The sequence below is a fragment of the Pontibacillus chungwhensis genome, from assembly GCF_030166655.1.
In the GTDB taxonomy this organism is placed as follows: domain Bacteria; phylum Bacillota; class Bacilli; order Bacillales; family BH030062; genus Pontibacillus.
The window spans coordinates 3,830,192-3,856,372 of the sequence record NZ_CP126446.1; the positions used below are offsets into that span (position 1 = coordinate 3,830,192).

24 protein-coding genes are annotated in these 26,181 nt (G+C 45.0%); 2 read left to right on the forward strand and 22 right to left on the reverse strand.

The annotated features are described in order from the left end of the window. Positions 1–51: 51 nt before the first annotated feature. The 6 genes from QNI29_RS19495 to QNI29_RS19520 form a co-directional block, all read right to left on the reverse strand. The gene (locus QNI29_RS19495) at positions 52–1,446 is read right to left on the reverse strand and encodes a WG repeat-containing protein (RefSeq protein WP_231417733.1); all 1,395 of its coding nucleotides are present in this window, start codon (positions 1,444–1,446) and stop codon (positions 52–54) included. A gap of 39 nt (positions 1,447–1,485) precedes the next feature. Then, positions 1,486–2,883, reverse strand: coding sequence for a WG repeat-containing protein (locus tag QNI29_RS19500; RefSeq protein ID WP_231417732.1), 1,398 nt, complete (start codon positions 2,881–2,883; stop codon positions 1,486–1,488). 99 nt (positions 2,884–2,982) lie between these two features. Next, a complete protein-coding gene (locus QNI29_RS19505) occupies positions 2,983–4,104 on the reverse strand; it encodes an MBL fold metallo-hydrolase (RefSeq protein ID WP_231417731.1) in 1,122 nt (373 codons plus the stop codon). A gap of 21 nt (positions 4,105–4,125) precedes the next feature. Next, positions 4,126–4,902, reverse strand: a complete 777-nt coding sequence (locus tag QNI29_RS19510) for a sulfite exporter TauE/SafE family protein (RefSeq protein ID WP_231417730.1) — start codon at positions 4,900–4,902, stop codon at positions 4,126–4,128. Positions 4,903–5,167: 265 nt separating this feature from the next. Beyond that, positions 5,168–5,722, reverse strand: coding sequence for a manganese efflux pump MntP (locus tag QNI29_RS19515; protein WP_231417729.1), 555 nt, complete (start codon positions 5,720–5,722; stop codon positions 5,168–5,170). A 64-nt stretch (positions 5,723–5,786) separates the two neighbouring features. After that, positions 5,787–6,836 (reverse strand): L-threonylcarbamoyladenylate synthase, encoded by a 1,050-nt coding sequence (locus QNI29_RS19520; RefSeq protein WP_255688456.1) that lies wholly within the window; start codon positions 6,834–6,836, stop codon positions 5,787–5,789. 158 nt (positions 6,837–6,994) lie between these two features. On the opposite strand from QNI29_RS19520, the gene QNI29_RS19525 reads away from it, so the two are divergent. Then, positions 6,995–7,411, forward strand: a complete 417-nt coding sequence (locus QNI29_RS19525; protein WP_284526598.1) for an organic hydroperoxide resistance protein — start codon at positions 6,995–6,997, stop codon at positions 7,409–7,411. 133 nt (positions 7,412–7,544) lie between these two features. On the opposite strand, the gene QNI29_RS19530 is transcribed toward QNI29_RS19525, so the two are convergent. The 13 genes from QNI29_RS19530 to QNI29_RS19590 all read right to left on the reverse strand — a co-directional run bounded on the left by QNI29_RS19530 (position 7,545) and on the right by QNI29_RS19590 (position 19,372). Continuing rightward, positions 7,545–7,973, reverse strand: coding sequence for a GNAT family N-acetyltransferase (locus tag QNI29_RS19530; protein WP_231417727.1), 429 nt, complete (start codon positions 7,971–7,973; stop codon positions 7,545–7,547). Between the two features lie 65 nt (positions 7,974–8,038). Beyond that, positions 8,039–8,731: a stage II sporulation protein R gene (gene spoIIR / locus QNI29_RS19535; protein WP_231417726.1), complete on the reverse strand. Its 693-nt coding sequence runs from the start codon at positions 8,729–8,731 to the stop codon at positions 8,039–8,041. 333 nt (positions 8,732–9,064) lie between these two features. Next, entirely contained in the window at positions 9,065–9,928 is an 864-nt protein-coding gene (gene prmC, locus QNI29_RS19540; RefSeq protein ID WP_231417725.1) for a peptide chain release factor N(5)-glutamine methyltransferase, read from the reverse strand. Between the two features lies 1 nt (position 9,929). After that, on the reverse strand, positions 9,930–11,000 hold the full coding sequence (gene prfA / locus QNI29_RS19545; RefSeq protein WP_231417724.1) for a peptide chain release factor 1: 1,071 nt from the start codon (positions 10,998–11,000) through the stop codon (positions 9,930–9,932). A 199-nt stretch (positions 11,001–11,199) separates the two neighbouring features. Then, positions 11,200–11,625 carry a putative periplasmic lipoprotein gene (locus QNI29_RS19550; RefSeq protein WP_231417723.1) on the reverse strand — a complete coding sequence of 142 codons (426 nt, stop codon included), beginning with the start codon at positions 11,623–11,625 and terminating at the stop codon, positions 11,200–11,202. Between the two features lie 184 nt (positions 11,626–11,809). After that, positions 11,810–12,427, reverse strand: a complete 618-nt coding sequence (locus QNI29_RS19555) for a thymidine kinase (RefSeq protein ID WP_231417722.1) — start codon at positions 12,425–12,427, stop codon at positions 11,810–11,812. A gap of 209 nt (positions 12,428–12,636) precedes the next feature. Continuing rightward, positions 12,637–12,882, reverse strand: a complete 246-nt coding sequence (locus QNI29_RS19560; protein WP_036780038.1) for a type B 50S ribosomal protein L31 — start codon at positions 12,880–12,882, stop codon at positions 12,637–12,639. 191 nt (positions 12,883–13,073) lie between these two features. Then, positions 13,074–14,363 (reverse strand): transcription termination factor Rho, encoded by a 1,290-nt coding sequence (gene rho, locus QNI29_RS19565; protein WP_231417721.1) that lies wholly within the window; start codon positions 14,361–14,363, stop codon positions 13,074–13,076. Between the two features lie 339 nt (positions 14,364–14,702). Beyond that, positions 14,703–15,671 carry a class II fructose-bisphosphatase gene (gene glpX / locus QNI29_RS19570; protein ID WP_231417720.1) on the reverse strand — a complete coding sequence of 323 codons (969 nt, stop codon included), beginning with the start codon at positions 15,669–15,671 and terminating at the stop codon, positions 14,703–14,705. 113 nt (positions 15,672–15,784) lie between these two features. After that, on the reverse strand, positions 15,785–17,071 hold the full coding sequence (locus tag QNI29_RS19575; protein WP_231417719.1) for a UDP-N-acetylglucosamine 1-carboxyvinyltransferase: 1,287 nt from the start codon (positions 17,069–17,071) through the stop codon (positions 15,785–15,787). A 78-nt stretch (positions 17,072–17,149) separates the two neighbouring features. Further along, entirely contained in the window at positions 17,150–17,788 is a 639-nt protein-coding gene (fsa, locus tag QNI29_RS19580; RefSeq protein ID WP_231417718.1) for a fructose-6-phosphate aldolase, read from the reverse strand. Between the two features lie 172 nt (positions 17,789–17,960). Next, on the reverse strand, positions 17,961–18,824 hold the full coding sequence (fba, locus tag QNI29_RS19585) for a class II fructose-1,6-bisphosphate aldolase (protein ID WP_231417717.1): 864 nt from the start codon (positions 18,822–18,824) through the stop codon (positions 17,961–17,963). 188 nt (positions 18,825–19,012) lie between these two features. Then, positions 19,013–19,372 (reverse strand): response regulator, encoded by a 360-nt coding sequence (locus tag QNI29_RS19590; RefSeq protein ID WP_231417716.1) that lies wholly within the window; start codon positions 19,370–19,372, stop codon positions 19,013–19,015. A 203-nt stretch (positions 19,373–19,575) separates the two neighbouring features. Between QNI29_RS19590 and QNI29_RS19595 the strand changes: the two genes are divergently transcribed. Next, positions 19,576–20,088, forward strand: a complete 513-nt coding sequence (locus QNI29_RS19595) for a DUF2529 family protein (RefSeq protein WP_231417974.1) — start codon at positions 19,576–19,578, stop codon at positions 20,086–20,088. A 188-nt stretch (positions 20,089–20,276) separates the two neighbouring features. Here the strand turns inward: QNI29_RS19595 and QNI29_RS19600 are convergent, their stop codons facing one another. The 3 genes from QNI29_RS19600 to icmF all read right to left on the reverse strand — a co-directional run bounded on the left by QNI29_RS19600 (position 20,277) and on the right by icmF (position 26,175). After that, a complete protein-coding gene (locus tag QNI29_RS19600; protein WP_231417715.1) occupies positions 20,277–21,875 on the reverse strand; it encodes a CTP synthase in 1,599 nt (532 codons plus the stop codon). Positions 21,876–22,063: 188 nt separating this feature from the next. Beyond that, on the reverse strand, positions 22,064–22,642 hold the full coding sequence (gene rpoE, locus QNI29_RS19605) for a DNA-directed RNA polymerase subunit delta (RefSeq protein ID WP_231417714.1): 579 nt from the start codon (positions 22,640–22,642) through the stop codon (positions 22,064–22,066). Positions 22,643–22,932: 290 nt separating this feature from the next. Continuing rightward, positions 22,933–26,175 carry a fused isobutyryl-CoA mutase/GTPase IcmF gene (gene icmF / locus QNI29_RS19610; RefSeq protein ID WP_231417713.1) on the reverse strand — a complete coding sequence of 1,081 codons (3,243 nt, stop codon included), beginning with the start codon at positions 26,173–26,175 and terminating at the stop codon, positions 22,933–22,935. Positions 26,176–26,181: the final 6 nt, after the last annotated feature.

Here is a 26,181-nt window from a genome sequence, read left to right on the forward strand (position 1 = left end):
GCCTGAGGTAAGAAAACTCCTTCGTTCATATACAACAAAGGAGTTTTGTCGTTAAAATGGCTTAAATTCGTGGGTAATTTCCCCATCTCGATTTCTGTACTGGAAGATATAGCGAATCCCATCTCCTCTTGAAGGGTTTTCAACGTTTTTGATCGTTAAGGCCGTTCCCTTATAAAAAGGAAAGCCGTGTTCGTAATTGCCTTCGAGCTCGATTTCGAAGTTCCCTTCCGTGTCAATATACCCACTTTTGCCTTCTGCTACCGCATGGGCGAGGCCGTCTACGAACCATCCAATCACTCTGAACGTTGGTTCGATAACAAGATCCCCGCCTTTGTTAATGACCCCGCACTTCTGGTCTATACAAACCGTCGCATAATCATCGTGAAACGGGTAGGCCTCATCATATTGAGCCTCGATTTTCATCGTTCCTTTTTTGTTAATAAAGCCAAATTGCCCATTTACCTGAACAGGAGCAAGGCCTTCAGAAAAGCCGTACGCTTTAGTAAACGTATCGTCTATAAGTTTCTTACCATCTGAATCGATATAATGATAGCGCCCGTCGTCTTGCATCACAAGAGCTACACCCTCATTGAAATGAAAGGCTTCTCTATAGAGGGGTTCGATGACCATGTCCCCGCTTCGATTGATGTACCCCCACTTTTCGTTCTTCACAACGGGAGCATAGCCATCTTTAAAACTTTTGGCGCCCCGATATTGTGTGGCAATCACCATTTCCCCGTCTGTGTCGATGTAACCTCTCGCTCTATCATTCACCACTAAAGCTCGCCCGTCATGAAAGGCTTTGGCCTGTTCATACGTTTCATCGAAAACCTGCTCTCCTTGCTGGTTTATAAACGTATAAGACTCATCGCCCCCGATCTCCCCCTTCGCGGCTGGGAAAAGAGGTTGCGTGAAATAGTAGCTTTCCATCATATACTCAGGGCCACGCCCTCTTATGCCAGAAGTCAGTTGAATTCCGTAAAGAGGATAATTGCTGTTGTATCCTGTTTCAAGCACGAGTTCCCCTGTTTCATCCACAAAACCTAGTTCAGCGTTCTCGTTTACCGTGAAATAAAGGGTGTCGTTTGAGGTCAGTTGAATGTACAGCAGGTAAGCTCCACTCATTACCACAAGGAGGAGTCCCGCTATAAGCCATTTCCTTTTGGAGCGCCTTTGGGATTTACGCCCTTTTGCCTGGTCGACCAGAAAGGGATCGTCATCTTCGACGATGGACTCAGGTGCTGCTGGGGGCGGGCGTTCTTCTGTTTCCTCTTCTATTGGTTCAAGTACCTCTTTTTTCTTCGGTGGGTCGTATGTAGGTCGTTGAGGTTGAAACTCGAACATGGATTCTTCGTTCTTGTCTTGAATGTAGGCCTGGTCTTTGTTGCATTTGGCGCACGATTCGCCTTCTTCGATCTGTGCGCCACATTTCTTGCATTCTTTCATTGGGTCACCTCACTTTCCTAGTGGATAGGTCTTTTTCTACTAGAGGCCATCAAATTCATGAACCACTTCTCCGTTTTTATTTCTGTATTGGAAGAAGAACCGATTCTGATCTTCTTCTGGATTCTCATTTGCTTTTATCGTAAGGACCAATCCATTGTAATACGGAAAGCCTTGGCCCATGGCATCGACCTCAAATTGGGTTTCCCCTTTGGTATTAATGTAGACCATACGTTGTCGATCGTTTGTGAAGGCAAAGGCAAGTCCATCCACGAACCATCCAATCGATTCGAACTCTGGCTCAACAACCATGTGTCCTCCTTTATTGATCACGCCGCATTTATTCTCCTCAGGGCATACGGTCGCATAGCCATCATGAAAGGGATAGGCGTTGACGAATTGAGGCTTGATCTTTGTATTCCCGTCTTCATCAACATAACCAAAGCTCCACCCTTCTTCAAACCGGACTGGCGCGAGACCTTCTGAGAAAGCACGGGCATCCGGGAAGGTTTTCTCCATGATTTTCTTCCCTTCTGTATCAATGAAGTATGCCCTGCGATCCTTCTTCACAAGAGCCACCCCACCGTTGAAATGATAAGCTTCTTCATAAGAAGGTTCTATGACCATATCCCCGTCTTTATTCACATAGCCCCAGTAGCCTTCGACCATCACAGGGGCGTACCCTTCTTTGAAATCTTTGGCATTATGATAATCGGCTGGAATAACCATTTCTCCCTCCACGTTTATGAAGCCCCGTAATCCGTCTTTTATGACAAGGGCGCGGCCCTCATAGAAAGGTAGGGCCTGCTGGAAAGAGGGTTCGATCCCCCATTCCCCCTCTTTGTTGATATAGCCAAACGTTGGACCCTCCTCCATTGAAGGTACCCTTGCCGGATAAAGTTCTCCTGTAAACTGCATTCCTTTGCCAATATGCTCAGGACCCAGGTCCTTGGCATCTTCCTCATAAGGGAACGTGGGTTGGATTTCGCGATCTGTTTCAAGCACGATTTTCCCTGCTCTGTTCATGAATTGTAGTTGCCCTTCCTCATCCATCGTAAAATAGAGCGTATCCTTCGAAGTGATCTGCATGTATATGAGAAAAGCTGCGCCCAATACAATAAGGAGCAGGCCTGACACGACCCATCTTACTTTTGGGCGCTTGAATTCTTTTGACTTTGACTCGGTCTTTTCGCCGAATAAGAAAGGGTCTTCCGGTTCGGTTTGTTCGACTCGTTCAGGTTGAGTAACGGAGGCCTCTTCTACGGGTTCGGGCTCCTCCATCTCCCGCTTTCTTTTCGGCGTTTCATATGTAGGTTGTTCTGGCTCGTAATCAAACATCGATTCTTCGTTTTTTCTTTGTATGTAATCTTGTTCTTCTTTACAATTCTCGCATATGTCCCCCGCTTCAATCGGAGAACCACACCTCTTGCACTCCCCCACCGTTCCACCTCCACAATTTTCCTATATCTATTGTAGCAGGAAGTGTGGTCTTTTTTCGATAAAAAAGCCGCCCGAACATGATTCGGACGACTCAGTTATTTATACAGCGCAGCGGTTCGGGCCGACTTCCATTTCACGGCGTTCGTCTGCGTCTGGTTGCTTTTTACCCATATTGGTTTTGCGAATTTCTTCGTGACTGTTTGGCTGAGGCGGAAGGTTATCGGTCACAAGGTGACGGAATTCACTCTCATCCTCTACCTGCAAACGATCGTTTTGCTTATAAAGCTCCTGCAGCTTCCCTTGCACCGTTCCTTCTTCATTCACTTCTTCCATTTTACCAAAGTGGGCCGGCAGAACGATTAAGTCCTGAGACAGATCTTTGTAGCGGCTGTAAAGCGTCTGACGAAGATCCTCTACCCAGTCTTCTGCTTTCCCGGCAAGGTCCGGACGGCCAATGGATTGAACGAATAAAATATCGCCTGTTAGCAAGTATTTCTGATCGACGATAAAGCTTGTGCTTCCGATCGTGTGACCTGGTGAATAGAAAGCAGCAACCTTCACATCGCCAACGGAGATTTCTGTGCCGTCTTCTAAACCACTATACGAAAACTCAACCCCGACATCATCTTGTTTCGGGAACCAGTAAGTGGCGCCTTCTTGGTCAGCGAGTTCTTTACCTCCTGAGATATGGTCCGCGTGTAAATGGGTATCGAGCACGTGTTTAATGGAGATGTTGTGCTTTTTCGCGAACTGTTTATAGTGGTCTGTCATACGGTTGGCATCCACAACAGCTGCCTCGCCGTTTGCTATGATCATGTAAGATAAGCACCCTTTTCCGAGGCGAAGGAACTGATACAGCTCGCCGCCACCGGTTAGATCCCCAATTTTGACCGGCTCAAGGTGTTCACTCCAGGCGGTCATTCCACCTTCAAGGTAGGTAACCTCCTCAAGACCTGCTTCTTTCAGGATTTCAACGGCTTTCTGTGAAGAAATGCCTCGAGCACAAACGACGTAAACGGGTTGGTCATTTGGAAGCTTTTCTTTCACGTCACCAGGATCGCTTTCGAGCGTTTTAAAAGGGATATTCAAACTGCGAACATTGCGGCCTTCTACAGCCCACCCTTCGTAGTCTTCCTCTTTTCGAATATCGAGAAGAAATACTTCCTCATTGTTCAGAATCTTTTTAGCTAATTCATCTACAGTTAATGGTTGTAGTGCCATTTTAAACCCTCCTGTTCATTGTTAAAGAAGAATGTCCCACCATATCTTGATGGCTGTGCCGACTATAAGTACGGCGAGAATCGTTTGCAGTACGTTCGTATTGGCTTTTTTCCCTGCTTCGGCTCCAAGTTGAGAGGTTATGATGCTTGCAATCCCGATCGCGATTGCAGGCATGATCGGTACATCACCTGAGAATAGCTTACCTGTTACAGCGCCAATCGATGAGATAAATGTGATGGCCAGTGAAGAAGCGATGGTCATCCGGGTCGGAATGTGAAGGATACTGAGCATAATCGGTACAAGTAAAAAAGCTCCGCCTGCACCGACGATTCCCGCTCCGATTCCGACGATAAATGCCGAAATAGAGGCGACCCATTTGTTAAAGTCCGGGTGATCCTTTCCTTCCGTCTGTTCGTGTGTCGGGATGAACATCATGACTACGGCAATCAGTGCAAGGACACCGTACACAATATTTACGACTTTCTCAGATAAGTACGAGGCTCCAAATCCTCCTAATAAGCTACCGATTAAGATACTTATGCCCATATAGACGATTAACGTTTTATGAAGGTAGTTCCCCTTACGGTACCCCCATACGCCTCCAAATGAAGCTACGAAGACTTGCACAGCCACAATACCAGCAGCTGCATGGGCGCTGAAACCAGCGAAGCCCAGTAGTGGTGGGATATAAAGCACCATCGGATAATTGACAATGGCACCGCCTATGCCAACTAATCCAGATACGAAAGAACCGACAAGTCCAATAGCAAAAACCGTTAACAATAATGACCATTCCATACAACTAGCACCTCTTTACCTGCCACAGCTTCCTTCTTAGTCTGCAATCCCTGTCCACTTTTTATCCTAAAAATTAGGCTCACAATACCTATACCACTATCTGTACTCACAAAACATCAAAAATCCTTTCCTGCTTTAGAGAACGACAACATGCCAGACACCCTCCACTGCTTTAGTGCAGTGAAGGGTGTCTGGCACGCGTCTTCGCTTTAAAGGACCGCAGGGTGTCTGACACGCTGGGGTTTGTTACCGTATTAAAGCAAGTTTATAGGATGAGCTGGAGGCCGAATGCGCAAAGGATGCTGCCTCCGAACATTTCTGAGTAGGTACCGAGGAGCCCTTGAACTTTCCTTCCGAGCAGAAGTCCTCCCCATGTGAGTACGGTACTGGCGAGTCCAAATAAAACGAGCGTTATAAGAGTACGAGCTCCGGACATTCCGAGACTTAGCCCGACTGAGAAGCTGTCTAAACTAACGCTTAAGGAGAAGATAATGAGGCCAAATCCTACGGGTGTGAACGCAGGCGCGTCGTCTTTTTGAAAGGAGGAATAAAACATTTGCGCACCCAGAATTAGGAGCAATACCCCTCCGGCTACTGTCGCGACTGAACCTAGCTGAGCAGATAGAAATCGGCCGACTACCATTCCGATAAAGGGCATGATTACATGGAATATTCCTACTGTAAGTCCGATCGTGCCTATTTTTCGAAGCCTGAGCGGAACCATTCCCATCCCAAGGCCGATTGAAAAAGCATCCATTCCTAATGCTACTGCCATCATGGTAAGCGTAACAATCTCTCCAATAATCGTGAACGAATCCATAAAAAAACTCCCCCTCGGGACATGCTAGTTCAGCATATGCGAAAAAGGAGGAGTTTAGAAGAAGCTATTTGTCTTGGGTAATAACGCTAGTTGATGCTTTCTTTAACCGGTTCATAACAGCATAGCCCATCCCGTATTCCGGGAAGCTTTCACATAGGATCACGTCAATGGTATCGGTAGAAAACGCGCGCAGGGCGCTATACAAGTGAACAGCCACTTCGCTTAACTGCTCACGAGAACCACATACCTGTACCTCATCTGCTTCGATTTGATCCACATGTTCCTCACTGATAATGACACCGACGCGTTTGTCATTCTCTCTAAGCTGGTCAATCTGACTTTGAAGAAATTCAAGGTCTCCTTCTACAAGCCAAAGAGGGGCTTCAGGGGCATAGTGCGTATACTTCATGCCTGGTGATTTTGGTTTTTCTTTTTGATTTAGTAAAGCGGCATCGAAGTCCGTCGGCCCCACTACGCTCTCAAGGTCTTCTTTTGTAATGCCACCTGGTCTTAAAATTACCGGACGGTCCCCTGTGCAATCCACAACGGTCGATTCAACGCCTACGCCTGTCTGGCCCCCGTCTACAATTCCAGCAACGCGGCCATTCAGATCTTTGTACACGTGATCGGCTGACGTTGGGCTCGGGCGACCAGAGCGGTTCGCACTCGGCGCAGCGAGCGGGAGCCTGCACGCTTGTAATAATGCACGGGCTACCGGATGATCAGGAATCCGGACGCCCACAGAAGATAATCCTGCCGTTACATTTGAGGCACAGGCGCCGTTGCTCTCTAAAATAAGGGTAAGCGGTCCAGGCATAAAGGCATCGATTAGCTTATGGGCGATGTCCGGAATATGCGTCACCACGTCTTCAATATGCATTTTATCGGCTACGTGCACAATAAGCGGATTGTCAGCCGGCCGACCTTTAGCTGCAAAAATGTGTTGCACCGCTTCGTCATTCAGCGCATTCGCCCCAAGGCCGTACACCGTTTCAGTAGGAAAAGCGACAGCCTGATTCTCTTTAAGACATTCGGCCGCTTCATGGATTTGTTGATCGTAATCGTTTATATGTTGAGGATCGATGGTCCAAAATTTCGTTTCTGTTGTACTCAAGGTTCGAGCATCCTTTCTCTGTTTGCCAACATTATTCTTATATTATGAGCTTTCTTCTCCCTTTTCTGCAAGTCCTCTACCTATTCTTATGAGTAAGATCTACTTAAAACGGGTAGAGTGTAATTGTGCAACCAAACAAATGTATGGAGGGATTTTTCATGAAAGTACTTTATACAGCAGAAGCAACAGCAAAAGGCGGACGCGAAGGTTCCGTTTCAACATCTGATAATAAAGTTGAACATAATCTGTCTACGCCAGAAGGTCTTGGCGGCCAAGGCGGAGACGGTACAAACCCTGAACAATTATTCGCATGTGGCTATTCAGCGTGCTTCGATGGCGCACTAAACCTTGTTGCCGATCAGTCTGGTGAACAGATTGAATCAACGGTTACAGCTAAAGTTGATATCGGTAAAGGAAACGACGGCTTAGGTCTTGGCGTGAACTTACATGTTGAGATCAGCGGTGTTGACCAAGCTAAAGCTGAAGAACTTGTGAATAAGGCACACGATGTATGCCCTTATTCTAAAGCGACACGCGGTAACATCGAAGTTTCTCTAGAAACGAAGGCTGTGTAAAGCAGGCTTTTAGACTCAGGAAGAGGCTATCCTATAGGATAGCCTCTTTTTATATAGCAAATGTGAATAAAAGGGGGGTTCATCCACATGTTTGCACAAGTTATTAACAAGTGTTATCCACAAGTGTGAATAACTAACTCTTACTCGATTCATAGCACCACCAGTTTCCGGTTTGTGCTGGTAACTCTTTCTCATCAATCGGGACGGCGGATGAGTCTATTTGTTGATACTGATAGGTTTGAAGCAATGGTTCTAGCGTGCGTTGATGACTGAAGACATATAATTTCTGAAGGCCTTGCTCTTCCACGTGTTGCTGTAAGACTTCGAAAAGTGTGAGGACAAGCTCTGGTCTTACTCCGGATTGGAAGTATAGGGATCTTAGCCAAACGGACTCTTCTTCGACGGGCACAAGAGCTACAAATCCTTGCTGCTCGCCGTTTAATGTGACGATGTGTCCGTGTTCCATTAAGCGCTCCCGATCTGTTAGCTGTTCTAGCTTATCCCCAAAGAAATCTTCCATTGTGGATTCTTTATGATCTTTTATATGAGTAAGTTCAATCATATAATTCCCTCCCTGGCATTGTTACTACTATCTATATGAAATGCTAGAGAGAATATGATAGATTTCTATAAAAAGCTAAACCACTCGGTTAAGAAGAACTTCACTTCGACTTTTTCTCGCTCTGCTTTTGCACTTGAGTCTACTTCTTCTTTTGGCTCTTCTTTCGTTGTGGACTGCTCCTCTTCGATCTCTTGAGCCGGTTCATCTGTTGTTTCTGCAGCTACTGATGTGCCGTTATTGAAATCAAGGAAGCAAAGTGGTGGGAATAGCACACACCACCAGTTGGCTCCATCTCCATTACCTAACGTAATTAAGATTGCTTCATATTCACCAGCTGGGTAAAGATACGTTCCATAAAGTTTAGCCGGAAATTCTACATGCTTCCCGTAATCCACAGTGTAAGATGTTTGAACACCTTCTTCTTTCAACACGTTATCCACAATTTCCTCTAATTCACCTAGTCGGCTCTGAATTAGTTCACGAGCTGCTTCAATAGAGGTTAACTCCTCGACCCAAACGGTGATCTCAGCATTGACGGCGTCTCTTACTTTTCGTTTAATCGCCTGATCTCGATCACGGTCACTATTTGCTAGAATGCGTAAACGAATGGCTTGATCTGGAATGACTTGAATATCCGTGCCACGGTCAGGCGCCTCATTATACCCTTCCAATGTATAAGGAAACAATACCGCACAAAGCACAACCAACAACGCAACACCAACCGCTTTCTTTACATTCACCTTCTTCAACATATTCATATCCCCCGTCCCCTTTATGTTTTGCTTCGTCCTTTTCTCTTACAACCAGTATGAACAGCAAACCACCCCCCTATACCCAAAAATCTACTAAAATTTAAAACTATCACTTTAGTAGGGTGAAGGGGGAAAGGGTGTCTGACACGCTTTAGTGCTGTATAAAAACGGGGCGTGTCTACACCCTTTAGTGCTGTACAAGAACGGGGCGTGTCTGACACCCTTTAGTGCTGTACAAGAACGGAGCGTGTCTGACACCCTTTAGTACTGTACAAGAACGGGGCGTGTCTGACACGCTGGTGTGCTTTAAAGCTGTGCATAGAAAAAGCCTGGCTCGTTTTAGAGCCAGGCTAGGATGATGCGGTCTTTTTGGTTGATGTCTTGTATGACGTTTAAGTTGGCGTATGGGAAAGTTTCGTGAATAATAGCGGAAACATCTTCTCCTTGGTTATGGCCGATTTCAAAGGCAAGGAGTGTTTCTTCTGCTTTTACTTTTGGAACCTGACTCACAATTGCTCGGTAAGCAGCAAGTCCGTTATCGTCAGCAAATAGCGCTAGTTCAGGATCGTGATTGACGACCACATCAGATAAGCTTGAGCGGTCAGATTCTGGAATGTACGGGGGATTAGAGACGATCACATCCATCTTCTCCCCTGTTTCTACAATTGGCTCGAGGAAGCTTCCCTCATAGAAGGAAATCTCTGCTCCAAGACTCGTTGCATTCTCTCTTGCAACTTTTAGCGCCTCAGGGGATAAATCGACAGCTTTCATGGAGACGCGTTGTAGCTCTAGCGCGAGTGTAATCGCAATAATGCCACTACCTGTTCCTATATCCACCATGTTCAGCGTCTGGTCACTCCAGCCTTTCTTTTTCAGCTGATCCGTCACTGCTACAATAAGCTCTTCTGTTTCTGGGCGAGGGATCAGAACGTGACCATTCACGATAAAGTCACGACCGTAAAACTCTTCTTGCCCGATTAGATGCTGAACAGGGACGCCTTCTTCTGCATGGGTGCGGATATCTTTCTCGAACTGAGCAAAAAGCTCAGGATCGATTCCATCCCTTCCATTTGCAAGGAGCTGGGCACGGCTGCATTCTAAATGGTGCATCAGTAATAAATCCGCCACGTTTGCTTCTCGATCTCTCTCCGTTAAAAAAGAGGAAGCCCAGCGACGGGCTTCCCAAATTGTTTGATTCGACATGTTATTCTCCGATCGAAGCAAGCGCTTTTGTTTGTTCTTCCATAATCAACGCTTCTGTGATCTCGTTTAGGTTACCTTCAAGAATCTTATCAAGCTTCTGAATCGTTAACCCAATACGGTGATCGGTCACACGGTTTTGTGGGAAGTTGTACGTACGAATACGCTCAGAACGATCCCCTGAACCAACAGCAGACTTACGGTTCTCATCATACTTCGCTTGTTCTTCCTGTTGGAATTTCTCATAAATACGTGCACGTAAGATCTTCATGGCTTTCTCTTTGTTCTTGATCTGGGATTTTTCATCCTGACAAGAAGCAACGATTCCAGTTGGTTCGTGCGTTAGACGAACGGCAGACATAGTGGTGTTAACACTCTGTCCTCCTGGTCCACTTGATGCGAACGTATCCACTCGAATTTCTTTCTCATTAATGTCGACTTCGACTTCTTCTGCTTCTGGCAGACAAGCGACAGTCGCTGTAGACGTGTGAATACGGCCTCCAGATTCCGTTTGTGGTACACGTTGTACGCGGTGTGCACCATTTTCGAACTTCAGCTTGGAGAATGCGCCACTCCCGTTTATCATAAAGATAATCTCTTTATATCCGCCTACTTCACTTTCATGAGCTTCAATGACTTCTGTCTTCCAGCCATTTGCTTCTGCATAACGGGAGTACATGCGATAAAGGTCTCCAGCAAACAAGGCTGCTTCATCGCCACCCGCTGCACCACGAACTTCCATAATAACGTTCTTATCGTCATTTGGATCTTTCGGGATAAGAAGGATCTTAAGGCGCTCTTCCATCTTGTCTTTCTCTGCAGAGAGTTCAGAAATCTCTTCTTTCGTCATTTCTTTCATCTCATCATCAAGATCTTCTTCAAGCATGGCTTTGGCGTCATCAAGCTGCTGAACCGTATCTTTGTATTCGCGGTAAACTTGAACCGTTTCTTCAAGGCCCGCTTGCTCTTTCGAGTATTCACGTAGTTTGTTTGAATCGTTCACGATTTCCGGGTCGCTAAGCAATTCATTTAGTTTTTCATACCGATCTTCTAAGGTTTGAAGTCTATCTAACACTTGCATCCACCTCTTTTTTGTCCATAACAGTCTAATTATAGTATAGGCGATAAAGGGAGTCAAAAGAAGTCATAACCGCACATTTTTTAAATCCTTTCCCTTCTGGCCTTATGTAAAAAGGTCAGCTACTTGTAGCTGACCTCCTTCTTTATTGCTGTAAAGCAGCGACGGGTGTCTGACACCCTTTAGCTTACTATAGTTAATCGACAATTTTCACTCGGATGTTGTAACGAGGAAGGGCGCGCTGGATGGCTGTTTTAATGTTTTGGGTTGTTACCATGCGCTCGTCATTGCTCTTAATGTCTTCATCTACTGTGACCCTGACGCGCACGACATCTTTATTGAAGATCACACGGCGCACCTTAACGCCTTCTAGAGTGTCGACTGCTTCATATACTTTCTCACGATCTTTACGAAGTCCCCAAGTCTCCCCCACTTGGTTAATCTGCATCGGATTATCTGATTGCAAATTTCGGGAACGCTTCGGCTCATGGTGCATCATGGAATCCGTGTTCCGTGCAAAGAATTGAACATCCTGCACTTCATCTGTCGCCTGTGGATTTGATGCGCATGCGCTTAGTAACACGGCGGCTGCTAAACCTACTGACACTAAAGCTATTCTCATGGAGAAACCTCCTTTTCAGCTTGTTTCTAATAGCTTCTCCATAAGAATCAGGACTATGTTTGAACACAAACGGTAAATCGAGGAAGAAAAGCACTGTAGTGCGGTACCGTGCGAAAGGGTGTCTGACACCATGTACTGCTTTAGTGCACTAAAAAGCCCCTTCCGTTGTGGAAAGGGCGTTTGGTTATGATTTTTGGGTTTGGGTCGCTTTTACGATGTGCCTGGGTTTGTTGGGTACTTCATGGTGATGGCGGCAACGAGGCTCATATGATTCGGAGGCACCGACTAAGATGATCGGTTCGTCATATGAGGCAGGACGGCCATCAATTAAGCGCTGTGTCCGGGTTGCGGGGGATCCGCATACTGGACAGATTGCTGATAATTTCGTAACGGATTCACTGACTGCCATAAAGGTTGGCATACATCCAAACGGTTCTCCACGAAAATCTAGATCCAAACCGGCAACGATGACGCGGTGTCCTCGATCAGCAAGGGTTTGAGCAACCTCAACGACATGATCATCGAAGAACTGAACTTCATCGATCCCTACAACATCTACATTTTCATCTACCACATCAAGAATCTCCGTTGAATGGTCTAATGGTCGAGCTAATACAGACGTTCCATTGTGACTCACGATGGAATCCTCTGCGTAACGGTTATCTAGAGCTGGTTTAAATACTTTTACGGAAAGGTTTCCGTATGTAGCACGGCGGACGCGGCGAATCAGCTCTTCTGATTTCCCTGAAAACATACTCCCACAAATCACTTCAATCCAACCGCTGTGTTTCATCACATGCACAAGCCGGTCTCTCCCTTCTCTTCCTCGTTCCTTTTTCTTATCATGTACCACTTTGTTGGGTACTATCAAAACTCTATATCAAAAGGGGGAATCGCCTAATAACTGGTTTAAGAATTCACCCTTCAAGCTATTCATGGCATAAAAAAACAGGCAAAAGGTTAGACAATTTGCCTGTTTTTTATCTCCAAAACTAAGCGACGAATCGCAACTTAGCCAAGGTTGTATTTTTTCTTAAAGCGATCTACACGGCCACCAGCTTTGTCAGCTTTTTGCTTACCAGTGTAGAATGGGTGTGAAGCTGAGCTAATTTCCACACGGATTAGAGGGTAAGTGTTACCATCTTCCCATTCAACAGTTTCATCAGAATGTAACGTTGAACCCGTTAGGAATTTGTAGTCAGAGCTCGTATCTAAGAATACGACCTTACGGTAATTCGGGTGAATTCCTTCCTTCATGCTTTTCCACTCCTTTTTGCCCTGCGTCCTTAGGAAACAGAGTTATTCTAAGAGGTTTTAATTGGCTGGATCGACCCAGCCGAACTTAAACTCACATAGAAAGATTATAACAGTAGCCCCTCTTAAATGCAACAGCCATTCGACGACTTAAAAGGAGCTCTGTTTGTTTCAATATTTGCTATAAATCCTTGCTATGAACGACGTGAAGAGTTTTTACCCTTCATTTCTTCATCCATGAGTTGGAAAAATTCGTCGTTATTCTTCGAAGATTTCAAACGACGCAAGAAGCGGTCGACGAAGTCGTGCTGGTCGCCCATCGTTTTGCGGATCGCCCAGATCTTCTCAAGATGCGGTTTTGGCAGGAGCAGTTCTTCTTTACGCGTACCTGAGCGCTTGATATCAATCGCAGGGAAGATACGGCGTTCTGCAAGAGAACGATCTAAGTGAAGCTCCATATTTCCGGTTCCTTTGAATTCTTCATAAATAACGTCGTCCATACGAGAGCCTGTATCAACAAGAGCTGTCGCCAGGATCGTTAGACTACCGCCTTCTTCGATATTACGGGCAGCACCGAAGAAACGTTTCGGACGGTGGAATGCCGCAGGGTCAATACCACCAGACAGCGTTCGTCCACTTGGCGGGATCACGAGGTTATAGGCACGAGCCAGACGCGTAATGCTATCCATTAAGATAATGACGTCTTTCTTATGCTCAACAAGACGCATTGCACGCTCTAGCACAAGCTCTGATACCTTAATATGGTTCTCTGGAACTTCATCAAATGTTGAACTGACAACATCCACATCCGGCTGAACAGAACGCTCAATATCCGTTACTTCTTCCGGACGCTCGTCTACAAGAAGGATGATTAACTTAGAATCAGGATGGTTTTGAGAGATGCTGTTTGCAATTTGTTTCAGTAGCATGGTTTTACCGGCTTTTGGTGGTGCTACTACAAGACCACGCTGACCGAAACCAACCGGTGTCATGAGGTCGATAATTCTCGTTGAAAGCTTTTTCGTCTCAGTTTCAAGTCCCATCATACGATCAGGATATAGTGGCGTTAGAGCCGGGAAGTGTACACGCTCTTTTGCGGAATCAGGGTCTTCGCCGTTAACAGCATCAACGTGAAGAAGGCCATAGTAGCGCTCATTTTCTTTTGGCGGACGTACTTTACCCGACACCTTATCCCCATTTCGAAGATCGAAACGACGGATTTGTGACGCTGAAATATAAATATCTTCTGCACTTGGAGAGTAATTAATCGGACGTAAGAAACCAAAGCCTTCTGAAGGGATAATTTCTAGAATTCCGTCCATGAATAGGAAGCCATCTTTTTCAGCTTGCGCCTTTAAGATCGCAAAGATTAATTCTCGTTTCGTTAATTTCGCATAGTAAGAGACTTTATATTCACGTGCTAAGGAATAGAGTTCCTTTAAATTTAAGGTCTCAAGATGCGATATGGATAGTGAAACGGACACAATATCACCACACCTATGTTTATTTATTTTTATAATCTATGAAAGGAAACAGTTCGAATATAGCTTCTGCAATGGATAAAAAATGGATCTTTTTTAATTGAAGGAAGTCTTTAGAAGCTAGAATAGAAGTTTGCCAACGGGGTTTAAAAAACGAATTTTTATGGATGCTTTTTAAACAACTATCATTTTAACCCTAATCCATCTGTTTATTCAACTCCAGATTAAAAAAAATGAGCGCACCCTTTATGAGAGTGATTTTTAAGAGTAGAAGAAGAAGTTCTTTATGAATAGGTAAGCGACTACTCATACGTGATGAAGCAGTCGCTTAGTCTATCTTTTTTATGGTTTAATTACTAGATTTGGTTTCTTTTTCAGAGAATGGTCGCCATCTATAAAGCGAACCGTTCCTGATTTCGCGCGCATGACAACCGTTTGGGTCGTCGCATGCACACCTTTGAACTGTACACCTCTGAGCAATTCACCATCTGTAACGCCTGTTGCGGCGAAAATGGCGTCGTCGCCTCCACAAAAGTCATCCATATGTAACACTTTGTGAATATCATCGATGCCCATCTTCATACAACGTTCTTCTTGTTCAGCGTTCTCCGGGAGTAATTTCCCTTGAATTTCTCCACCTAAACATTTCAGAGCGGCTGCTGCTAAAACGCCTTCTGGAGCTCCTCCGCTTCCGAACAAAATATCTACGCCTGTATGATCGAATGCTGTATTGATCGCCGCTGCTACATCTCCATCAGAAATGAGCTTAATGCGTGCGCCCGCCTGTCTGATCTCTTCGATCAACCCTTCGTGACGCTTTCTGTTCAATACAATGGCCACAACATCCTCGACATCTTTGTTCTTGGCTTTTGCCACTGCCTTTAAATTCTCTTCAACGGAAGCATTAATGTCGACTAAGCCGACTGCCTCCGGTCCAACGGCTAGTTTCTCCATGTACATATCTGGTGCGTGAAGAAGTTTACTATGATCAGCTACAGCGAGAACAGAAAGTGCATTCCACGTCCCTTGTGCCACGATGTTGGTTCCTTCTAAAGGATCAACCGCTACATCGACACGGGGGCCGTATCCATTTCCGAGCTTCTCTCCTATATAAAGCATAGGAGCCTCGTCCATTTCCCCTTCTCCGATCACCACTGTGCCTTTCATTGGAATTGTATCAAAGACGTCACGCATAGCGCTTGTGGCTGCGTCATCCGCTTCATCTTTCTTTCCTCGTCCCATCCAGCGCGCTGACGCAAGCGCCGCGGCCTCTGTGACGCGTACTAATTCCATCGTTAAACTTCTTTCCATGGTAATTCCTCCCCTTGTTTGTAAGCGTGGCTTAAGAGAAGCTCCCTCCCACAAGAGCCTCTCCCCTCACGCTTTACGTTGGTTGATCACCCACATCTCCATGGAACACACGTTTAAGAATTTTGAAATTGTTCGATTTCGGCTTCAGTCATTTTCTCACGCCAGATCACAGCACCAAGGTCAGAGAGTTTCTCTACTAAGTTCTCATATCCCCGGTCGATGTGTTCAAGACCTGTGATTTCTGTTACGCCGTTCGCCATTAAACCTGCTGCGACAAGAGCAGCACCTGCTCGTAAGTCGCTTGCTTTTACCTTAGCCCCTTGAAGGGTTATCGGCCCATTTACAATGGCCGAACTTCCTTCCACTTTGATGTCTGCATTCATACGACGCAGTTCATCAATGTGTTTAAAGCGTGCTTGATAAATCGTATCCGTTACAACGCCTGTCCCTCTTGCTTGTGTTAAAAGTGAGGTAAAAGGCTGCTGGAGATCCGTCGGGAACCCTGGATAGACGAGTGTCTTAATATCCACGCTTGTCAAAGGATTTGAACGTCTGACAAGGAGTTGATCATCTCCGGTTTCCACTACAATCCCCATCTCTCTTAATTTCGCAATCAAGGATTCTAAGTGTAGAGGGATGACATTATCAATAATGACTTCCTCTCCCTTAGCCGCTGCCATGATTGTATACGTCCCTGCTTCAATACGGTCCGGAATGATCGTATGCTGGCAGCCACTTAAATGGTCAACGCCCTCAATACGAATCACATCTGTTCCTGCTCCTTTAATTTTAGCCCCCATGCTAGTTAAAAGAGTCGCAACATCAATAATCTCCGGTTCCTTAGCAGCATTTTCAATAATCGTTTTCCCTTTTGCCTTTACAGCTGCAAGCATAATGTTAATGGTTGCACCAACACTCACCACATCAAGGTAAATGCGTGCTCCACGTAATTCTTCTGCTCTAAGGTAAATTGCTCCTTGCTCATTGGTAACTTGAGCCCCAAGAGCTTCAAAACCTTTAATGTGCTGGTCAATTGGGCGAGGACCTAAATGGCATCCTCCAGGTAAGCCGATTACAGCTTTCTTAAAGCGACCTAACATCGCCCCCATAAAGTAGTAAGAAGCGCGAAGCTTCTTTACCCGTCCGTTTGGCAGGGGCATCGAGATCATGTCTGAAGGATCAATATAAATATCTTGGCCACGTTTAGAAACGCGCCCTCCTATTTCCTGCAGTAAGTGGCTTAGAGTGTCAACATCAGAAATATTCGGTAACCCCTCAATTGTTACAGGTGATTCAGCTAGAATAGCAGCCGGTAGTAATGCGACCGCACTGTTCTTCGCTCCGCTGACGCGTACCTTCCCTTTGAGAGAGTGACCTCCTTCAACAAGCAATTTTTCCATGACGGACTCCCTTCTTTCATGTAAAGCCTATTTTAGATTAGGCTTATTTTGCACAATATTTCCAAGTTCATGCACGATTTATTTATTCCAATCGTTCTTGAACTTTTCAATACCTTGATCAGTTAGTGGATGTTTTACTAACTGAGTAATAACTTTCAATGGAATAGTCGCAATATGCGCACCATGTAAAGCGGCTTCTGTTACGTGCATTGGATGACGAACAGATGCAGCGATAATTTCTGAATCAATGCTGTGACGGTCGAAAATCTCTGCGATTTGCGCGATTAAGTCCATCCCGTTTTGACCGATGTCATCCAGGCGACCTAAGAATGGTGATACGTATGTGGCACCAGCGCGCGCAGCTAAAAGCGCTTGGTTGGCATTAAAGATAAGCGTTACGTTTGTTTTAACGCCCTTTTCTGATAATTTCTTAACAGCTTTTAGTCCTTCAAGCGTCATTGGAACCTTAATTGTAATATTCGGTGCAATCTTTACTAATTCCTCTGCTTCGCGCAACATTCCTTCTGCATCTTCTGCCATAACTTCTGCGCTTACAGATCCTTCTACTTCATCTGTGATTTCTTTTAAACGGTCATGAAACGAAACGTTTTTCTCTTTCGCAACTAGTGAAGGGTTTGTTGTAACTCCTGCTAGGATTCCTAATGCGTTTGCCTCGCGGATTTCGTCAATGTTCGCTGTGTCGATAAAAAATTTCATGTGAATTTCCTCCCCTAATGATGTGCAATTATTTATGTGAGCTGTTCACTTCCCATTTAAGTGAACAGAAACCACTCTTTAGATCTATATAACTAGTACTTTCGCCATTTAAAACGTTTTCATTTTATATAAAAGGAAACCGCCGAACTAGCGGCGGTTACTCTTTTGTTTACTATGCCTTCTGAGAAGAACCGAATTCGCGCATTTTGCCGATTACAGTTGCTTTGATCGCGTCGCGACCAGGACCCATGTATTTACGAGGATCGTAAAGGTCAGGCTTTTCAGCAAGAACTTCGCGAATCGCTTTACCTTGGGATACTTGGTTCTCAGTGTTTACGTTAATTTTCGCAGTACCGAAGGAGATTGCTTTTTGAATGTCAGCAGTTGGGATTCCAGTACCACCATGAAGAACTAGAGGCTTGTCTACAAGACCCATGATTTCTTCCATACGGTCGAAGCCTAGGTTAGGTTCACCTTTGTAAGGTCCGTGAACAGAACCTAATGCTGGAGCGAATACGTCAACGTTTGTTTCATCAACAAGTTGCTTACACTCAGATGGAATTGCGTATGCTGCTTCAGCATCGTCAACGATTAGATCGTCTTCCTGACCACCAACACGGCCAAGTTCTGCTTCAACAGATACACCGTGGATATGAGCTAATTCAACAACTTTCTTCGTAACAGCGATGTTTTCTTCTAAAGGATCATGAGAAGCATCGATCATTACAGATGTGAAACCAGCGTGGATTGCTTCCGCACATTTTTCGAAGCTAGAACCGTGGTCTAAGTGAATCGCAACTGGAACTGTTGTACCGTAAGATTCCATAAGTGCTTCTACCATTGATACAACAACTTTGAAGCCACCCATGTAACGTGCTGCGCCTTCAGATACACCTAAGATTACTGGAGATTTCTCTTCTTCAGCAGCCTGAAGAATCGCTTGAGCGTACTCCAAGTTGTTTAGGTTAAATTGGCCAACACCATAACGGTTTTCTTTAGCCGTTTCTAACATTTCTTTCATTGATACTAGCGGCATGGACTAGTCCTCCTTTATATACTTTCACAGAATCACATCGTATAGTGTTTACACCATCATACGTTCCAATTCTCTGACATAGGAATTTAACACCTTTTCCTTACATAGCATACCAAGTCCATACCACTGGTGCAACAGCCCAATTAAACGTTAGCGCTTACATAAACATTTTTCCTGCAAACGCCGGTCTAATGCAAAATATTCAAAATAATCTCCCTAATTTCTTGTACGTTAAAAGGCTTCGAAATAACCGTTTTTACAAGGGAGTGTGAGTGAGCCCCCTGCAGATCATCTTCTGATAATCCACTCATAAGTACAGCAGGAATTTGATAGTTCTCTGCTTGTAATTCATCCAGTACTTCAAGACCATCTTTAACCGGTAACTTATAATCTAATAGTAAAAGGTCTGGATGTTGTTCTTTGACGAAATCGACTGCTTCTTGCCCTGTTTTTGCTTCGATTACGTTTAGTTCCATCGTTTTCAGTACTTCTCTTAATAGCATGCGTATTCCAGGTTGATCATCAACCACTAATACTGACTTCGTCATAGTTCCCCTCCGTCCAAGTGTTTAATCCTTTAATTTATGTATGACCTTTACATTATGTCAATTCGCTTAAAGAATAGCGAATTCCTGCATGCTTTTTCCGAAAACCCTAATATTCCCTTTTGCTCTATTATTTTACGGAAAGTTTAAAAGCCGATACAATATGAACGAGTTCATGCTAAAAGGAGGAAAACCCGTTGCTTAAAATGCTAGCTACTCAAATTACCGGCCTTTTCAGAGGGATTCATGAGAAGGAAGAATTTCAAATAGAAGATGTTGCCCGTTCTTTATCACAAGCTGTTGTGGGGGATGGTCGGATTTATGTGAAAGGATTTGGTGAAATGGTTGCCATTGAATCTGAAGTGCAATCAGGTCCTGAACCTTTGCCGAAACAGCACGTTTATGACCCTTCTGTCTCCTTAAGTCATCTCGATCGCGTAATTGTTGCTTCTCGCTTTGCAGACGATGAGAATGCTTTATCGTTCATCAAGGATGTGCAAGAGCAAGGTGCGGAAGCTATTCTTATTGCTGCTGAGACAAAAGAGGACAATCCAGCTAAAGAGCAAGCGGATTTCTTTATTAACACCAGAGCAAAAGGACCGCTTCTCCCATTTGAAATGGAGCGCGTCGGCTTCCCAAGCACCATAGCCATGCTATATGTCCACCACGCCCTCTTCGTCACCGTCAAAGAAATCACCGACGAATACGACATCGACTAACACTTCTATGCGGTGAAGGGATGGTGCGTGTCAGACACCGTTTAGTGCTTTAATGAAGTGCAGGGTGTTTGACACGATTTAGCGCTTTACCAGTGTGCAGGGTGTCTGACACCCTGCTGTTCTTTACAGCGTTAAAGTGAATAGGGTAAAAAAAGCCTGCCGGGTGATCGGCAGGCTTTTTAGTGGTTTTATTTCTGACATGCTCCTACGAAGCCGTGGAATAGGCTTTGTGGGTTTGTCGGACGAGATTTGAACTCTGGGTGGAACTGGGATGCAACGAACCAAGGGTGGTCTTGAAGTTCGATGATTTCTACAAGGCGGCCATCTGGGCTTGTCCCTGAGAATAGGAAGCCTTGGTTTTCCATTTCTTCACGGTACTGGTTGTTGAATTCATAGCGGTGACGGTGACGCTCATAAATCACTTCTTCACCGTACGCTTCTTTCGTACGAGTACCTGCAGTAAGCTTGGCAGGGTATACGCCTAAACGAAGTGTGCCGCCCATATCTTCTACATCTTTCTGTTCAGGTAGAAGGTCAATGATTGGGTGAGCCGTTGTTGGGTCGATCTCAGCAGAGTGAGCACCGCTGTAGCCAAGTACGTTACGAGCAAATTCAACCGTTGCTAGCTGCATACCTAAGCAGATTCCTAAGAACGGAACTTTCTGCTCACGCGCGTAGCGAATCGCTTCGATTTTACCTTCAATGCCGCGGTCACCAAATCCACCTGGTACTAAAATGCCGTCAGCGTGGGAAAGTTTCTCATCAACGTTTGCTGCTGTTACTTCTTCTGAGTTTACCCAGTCAATTTTAATATCACTATCAAAGGCATAGCCTGCGTGTTTCAGTGCTTCGACAACAGAAATATACGCATCTGGTAATTCTACATACTTACCAACTAAAGCGATTGTTGTTTCAGATTTTAAGTTTTTCACTCGATCAACTAAACCGTTCCATTCTGTCATATCTGCTTCTCCGCAGCTTAAGCCAAAGTGGTCACACGTAATTTGATCAAGGCGCTGGTCCTGTAGCATAAGTGGTACGTCATATAGCGTTTCCGCATCTCCAGCTTCAATAACGGAATTCTCGTTAATGTCACAGAATAGCGCAATTTTATTCTTCATATCCTGGCTAATTGGCATTTCTGTACGAAGCACGATAACGTCTGGCTGAATTCCAAGAGAACGCAATTCTTTCACCGAGTGTTGGGTTGGTTTTGTTTTCATTTCACCTGCTGCTTTAATATAAGGCACTAGCGTACAATGCAGGTACATCACGTTTTCTTTTCCGATGTCACTCTTAATCTGACGGATGGCTTCTAGGAATGGAAGAGATTCGATATCCCCTACCGTTCCGCCGATCTCCGTAATAACAACGTCAGCATTTGTTTCTTTACCGGCACGGAAAACGCGTTCTTTAATCTCATTCGTGATGTGAGGAATGACCTGAACCGTTCCTCCTAAATAATCACCACGACGCTCTTTCTTGATGACAGTAGAATAGATTTTACCTGTTGTAACGTTGCTGTATTGGCTTAAGTTAATATCGATAAAACGCTCATAGTGTCCAAGGTCTAAGTCGGTTTCTGCTCCATCTTCTGTTACGAAAACTTCACCGTGCTGATACGGACTCATTGTACCCGGGTCTACGTTGATATATGGGTCAAACTTTTGAATCGTTACTTTTAATCCTCGGTTTTTCAATAGACGACCAAGTGATGCTGCTGTGATCCCTTTCCCAAGAGAAGATACAACCCCACCGGTTACAAAGATATATTTCGTTTCTGCCATTTCGTCATCCCTCTTCCTTTATTTAATCCTCAGGAGGTCTTCGATACTTATATGCTATACATTTCATTATCTTTTTATAAAATAGAAAAGCGCTCCCGTTAAATCTAACGGGAGCGCTTTAGTTTCCGATCTCTTTTAGAGAGCCCAAATAAAATAATACTGACTTCAGGAAAGAAAGTCAAGAACGCTTATAAATCTTCGTTTTTGTCTTCCTCTTCATCATCATCATCGTCGTCTTCTTCGTCATCATCGTAGAGATTCTTTTCCTCATCGTCGTCATAGCTTGGATCTGTGTCTTCATCTTCAGCTAGATCGTAGTCTCCATCTAAACCACTGTTCTCTTCCCCGTCTTCGTCGAGGTCAAGTTCTTCGTCATCTAGATCAAGATCATCTTCGATCTCTTCTTCTTCGATGTCTTCCTCTTCTTCTTCAACAGGAGCTGCAGCTTTTTTCTTCTTAGGAGCAGCTTTCTTTTTCTTCTTAACAGGAGCTTGAATTTCTTCTTCAGCTTGTTCAACAGGATACCAACGCTTCAGTCCCCACATGTTGGAACCAATCGTAAGGAAACGGCCATCTGTATTTAAATCCGTAAAGAATTGAGCAATACGATCCGTTTTCTCTTCTTTGGAAAGTCCTTTAATCTCGCTAATTTTATTGAATAGGTCTTGAAAATCCAGCGCTTGCTTTTCGTCAAGTAAGATCTCATGCGCGATTTCTAGCATAGACATTTCAGCAATCTCGTCGTGGCTATAGTTTTTAAAGCTCACGTACAGCACTCCCTTTATATCAAATATTTACTCATCATAACATAATAGTATAAATTCTACGTTGTTCGGTTTCAACCATATCATACATTATAAACAATTCAATATTGTTTATGCTAGAGTTTCGCCGAGTTTTTTCATGTGAAGGACGCTTCCTTTAGCACACTACAGCACAGCAGGGTGTCTGACACCCTTTATTGCTCTACCCCACTACAGCGTGTCTGACACCCTTCACTGCTCTGCTGCGTTAGAGCGTGAGAAAGGGGAACCTTTTTGGGTTCCCCTTTTGTGGTTTACATGTTGCGGCGGTATTGGCCGCCGACTTCGTATAGGGCGTTTGTGATCTGGCCAAGGCTTGCGACTCTTACGGTTTTCATTAATTCTTCGAAGATGTTGCCACCGCTCGCGGCGACTTGCTTTAATTGTGCTAAAGCGGCTTCCGTTTCATTCTCATGTTTCCCTTGGAATTCTCGTAAAGAAGTGATCTGATGCATCTTCTCTTCTTTTGCAGCTCGCGCAAGCTGCATGGAGTTAATGTCATCTTCAGACGATGGGTTTGGATTCAGATACGTATTCACGCCAACGATCGGCAACTCTCCGCTATGTTTCTTCCCTTCATAATAGAGAGACTCTTCCTGAATCTTTCCACGCTGGTACTGTCGTTCCATCGCACCAAGGACACCCCCGCGATCATTCATGCGTTCAAACTCCTGCATAACCGCTTCTTCCACAAGGTCTGTCAGCTCTTCAACAACGAACGAGCCTTGTAAAGAGTTCTCATTCTTCGTTAATCCGAATTCTTTGTTGATGATCATTTGAATCGCCATCGCACGGCGAACGGATTCTTCCGTAGGCGTCGTGATCGCTTCGTCATAGGAATTCGTATGAAGAGAGTTACAGTTATCTTGTATAGCGATGAGTGCCTGCAGCGTCGTACGAATGTCGTTAAAGTCAATTTCTTGAGCGTGCAGGGATCGGCCTGACGTTTGGATATGATACTTTAACTTCTGACTTCGTTCATTTGCACCGTACTTATCGCGCATGACAATCGCCCAAATTCGGCGAGCTACCCGACCAATAACGGTATACTCAGGGTCGAGACCATTCGAGAAGAAGAACGAAAGGTTCGGAGCAAATTTATTAATATCCATGCCCCGGCTTAAATAGTACTCCACATAGGTAAATCCATTCGCAAGTGTAAAGGCGAGCTGCGTAATCGGGTTCGCCCCTGCTTCTGCAATATGGTAACCAGAAATCGATACAGAGTAATAGTTGCGCACCTCATGGTCGATGAAGTACTGCTGAATATCTCCCATCATACGTAGGGCGAATTCAGTTGAGAAGATACATGTGTTCTGTCCTTGATCCTCTTTTAAAATATCCGCCTGCACCGTTCCCCTTACAATAGAAAGGGTTTCTTCTCGTATTCTTTCATATTCCTCAGCCGATGGCGTGCGACCTTCTTGTTCTTTAAACTTCTCAAGCTGCTGGTCAACGGCTGTGTTAAAGAACATCGCAAGTATGATCGGCGCCGGTCCGTTGATCGTCATTGATACGGATGTGGTTGGTTCGCATAAATCAAATCCGTCATACAGCTTCTTCATATCTTCTAGTGTACAAATCGAAACGCCACTTTCCCCGACTTTTCCGTAGATATCCGGACGTTCATCCGGGTCTTCACCGTAAAGCGTTACGGAATCGAAAGCAGTACTTAAGCGCTTCGCAGGTTCGCCTTCTGATAAATAGTGAAAACGACGGTTCGTTCGTTCAGGTGTGCCTTCACCGGCAAACTGACGGGTTGGGTCCTCCCCTTTCCGCTTAAACGGAAACACTCCGGCTGTGAACGGGAAAGCACCCGGTACGTTTTCTTTAAGCATCCACAGTAAACGATCGCCAAAGTCCTGGTAATGAGGGAGCGCGACCTTTGGAATCTTAAGCCCGGACAGCGTCTCTGTGTTAAGGTCCATTGTAATTTCCTTATCACGCACTTTGAAGGTCATCTTATCCTGAGCGTAGCGCTCTTTCGTATCGTCCCAGTTCTCAAGCATTTTCTTAAGGTCAGGCTGCAATTTCAACTCATAAAACGAAGCCATTTCATCCACATGCTCGCGGATCTCTTCATTCTCGATCGCACTGACTGCCCCTTTTAACTGGTACCATTTGCGTGCCACTTCGCTTTGGTTCTGGGCCATTTCATGATAGCCCCTGACCGATTGAACGATGTCCCGTAAATATTGACGGCGCTCCGGAGGGATAATCAAGTTCTGTTTCTCAACCTCTGTCACTCGTTCAAACGATGTTCCCTCTTCCCAGCTATATGTTTCATTCAACTTATCTACAAGAGCTGCAAACAGCGTGTTCGTTCCGGGATCGTTAAACTGGCTTGCAATCGTTCCATAGACCGGAAACGATAAAGGGTCCTGATGAAACAGACCGTGACTGCGCTCATACTGCTTACGGACCTGCCTTAACGCATCTTCAGAACCTTTTTGCTCAAATTTATTAATGACGATGAAATCAGCAAAGTCAATCATATCAATCTTCTCAAGTTGTGAAGGGGCACCAAATTCAGCTGTCATCACATACATCGAAAGGTCCGTTACATCCGTAATCGCAGCATCTCCCTGACCGATCCCGCTTGTTTCAACGATGATAAGGTCAAAGCCTGCCACTTTTACAACATCAATGGCTTCTTGAATGGATTTCGATAGTTCGCTTCTTGAGTCACGAGTTGCGAGTGAGCGCATATACACACGGTCTGAGAAGATCGCGTTCATTCGAATACGGTCCCCTAAAAGCGCTCCGCCGGTCTTCTTCTTAGTCGGGTCTACGGATAGAATCGCTACTTTCTTATCTGGGATTTCATTTAAGAAGCGACGAATGAGTTCATCTGTCAGCGAGCTCTTCCCGGCTCCGCCTGTTCCGGTAATGCCAAGGACAGGCGCTTGTGAGGGCTCTGTTGCTAGTAGTTGTTCAACAGCAGAAGCGACTTCCTCATGAGCGTGGTCCGAGTTTTCTACATACGTAATAAAGCGGGCGATCGCTTGGGGATTGCCGCTTTTTAGACTTTCTGTCGCTGTATCTAAATCGAGTGGGGTTACGAAATCACACTCTTCTAGCATTCTATTAATCATGCCTTGAAGCCCGTACTCTCGCCCATCTTCCGGCGAGAAGATGCGTGATACGCCGTATTCGTGAAGCTCTGCGATCTCACGAGGTATAATAACTCCCCCTCCGCCTCCATATACACGTATATGCGTGGCACCTTTTTCTCGAAGTAAATCGATCATGTATTTGAAATATTCTACGTGACCACCCTGGTACGAAGAGATCGCAATCCCTTGCGCATCTTCATGAATCGCCGCGTTCACGACTTCTTCCACCGAACGGTTGTGACCGAGATGAATCACTTCAGCCCCGCTTGACTGAAGGATGCGGCGCATAATGTTAATTGACGCATCGTGCCCATCAAACAAGCTTGAAGCCGTTACGAAACGAACGGCGTTCTTTGGCTGATAGATTTGTACTTGTTCCATTTCCAT

What these genes read in the sequence shown, in the direction of transcription:
- QNI29_RS19495 (WP_231417733.1), bottom strand. Translation starts at nt 1,446, where the DNA reads ATGAAAGAATGCAAGAAATGTGGCGCACAGATCGAAGAAGGCGAATCG.
- QNI29_RS19505 (WP_231417731.1), bottom strand. Translation starts at nt 4,104, where the DNA reads ATGGCACTACAACCATTAACTGTAGATGAATTAGCTAAAAAGATTCTG.
- QNI29_RS19510 (WP_231417730.1), bottom strand. Translation starts at nt 4,902, where the DNA reads ATGGAATGGTCATTATTGTTAACGGTTTTTGCTATTGGACTTGTCGGT.
- QNI29_RS19515 (WP_231417729.1), bottom strand. Translation starts at nt 5,722, where the DNA reads ATGGATTCGTTCACGATTATTGGAGAGATTGTTACGCTTACCATGATG.
- QNI29_RS19525 (WP_284526598.1), top strand. Translation starts at nt 6,995, where the DNA reads ATGAAAGTACTTTATACAGCAGAAGCAACAGCAAAAGGCGGACGCGAA.
- QNI29_RS19530 (WP_231417727.1), bottom strand. Translation starts at nt 7,973, where the DNA reads ATGATTGAACTTACTCATATAAAAGATCATAAAGAATCCACAATGGAA.
- spoIIR (WP_231417726.1), bottom strand. Translation starts at nt 8,731, where the DNA reads ATGAATATGTTGAAGAAGGTGAATGTAAAGAAAGCGGTTGGTGTTGCG.
- prmC (WP_231417725.1), bottom strand. Translation starts at nt 9,928, where the DNA reads ATGTCGAATCAAACAATTTGGGAAGCCCGTCGCTGGGCTTCCTCTTTT.
- QNI29_RS19550 (WP_231417723.1), bottom strand. Translation starts at nt 11,625, where the DNA reads ATGAGAATAGCTTTAGTGTCAGTAGGTTTAGCAGCCGCCGTGTTACTA.
- QNI29_RS19560 (WP_036780038.1), bottom strand. Translation starts at nt 12,882, where the DNA reads ATGAAGGAAGGAATTCACCCGAATTACCGTAAGGTCGTATTCTTAGAT.
- glpX (WP_231417720.1), bottom strand. Translation starts at nt 15,671, where the DNA reads ATGGAAAGAAGTTTAACGATGGAATTAGTACGCGTCACAGAGGCCGCG.
- QNI29_RS19575 (WP_231417719.1), bottom strand. Translation starts at nt 17,071, where the DNA reads ATGGAAAAATTGCTTGTTGAAGGAGGTCACTCTCTCAAAGGGAAGGTA.
- fsa (WP_231417718.1), bottom strand. Translation starts at nt 17,788, where the DNA reads ATGAAATTTTTTATCGACACAGCGAACATTGACGAAATCCGCGAGGCA.
- fba (WP_231417717.1), bottom strand. Translation starts at nt 18,824, where the DNA reads ATGCCGCTAGTATCAATGAAAGAAATGTTAGAAACGGCTAAAGAAAAC.
- QNI29_RS19590 (WP_231417716.1), bottom strand. Translation starts at nt 19,372, where the DNA reads ATGACGAAGTCAGTATTAGTGGTTGATGATCAACCTGGAATACGCATG.
- QNI29_RS19595 (WP_231417974.1), top strand. Translation starts at nt 19,576, where the DNA reads ATGCTAGCTACTCAAATTACCGGCCTTTTCAGAGGGATTCATGAGAAG.
- QNI29_RS19600 (WP_231417715.1), bottom strand. Translation starts at nt 21,875, where the DNA reads ATGGCAGAAACGAAATATATCTTTGTAACCGGTGGGGTTGTATCTTCT.
- icmF (WP_231417713.1), bottom strand. Translation starts at nt 26,175, where the DNA reads ATGGAACAAGTACAAATCTATCAGCCAAAGAACGCCGTTCGTTTCGTA.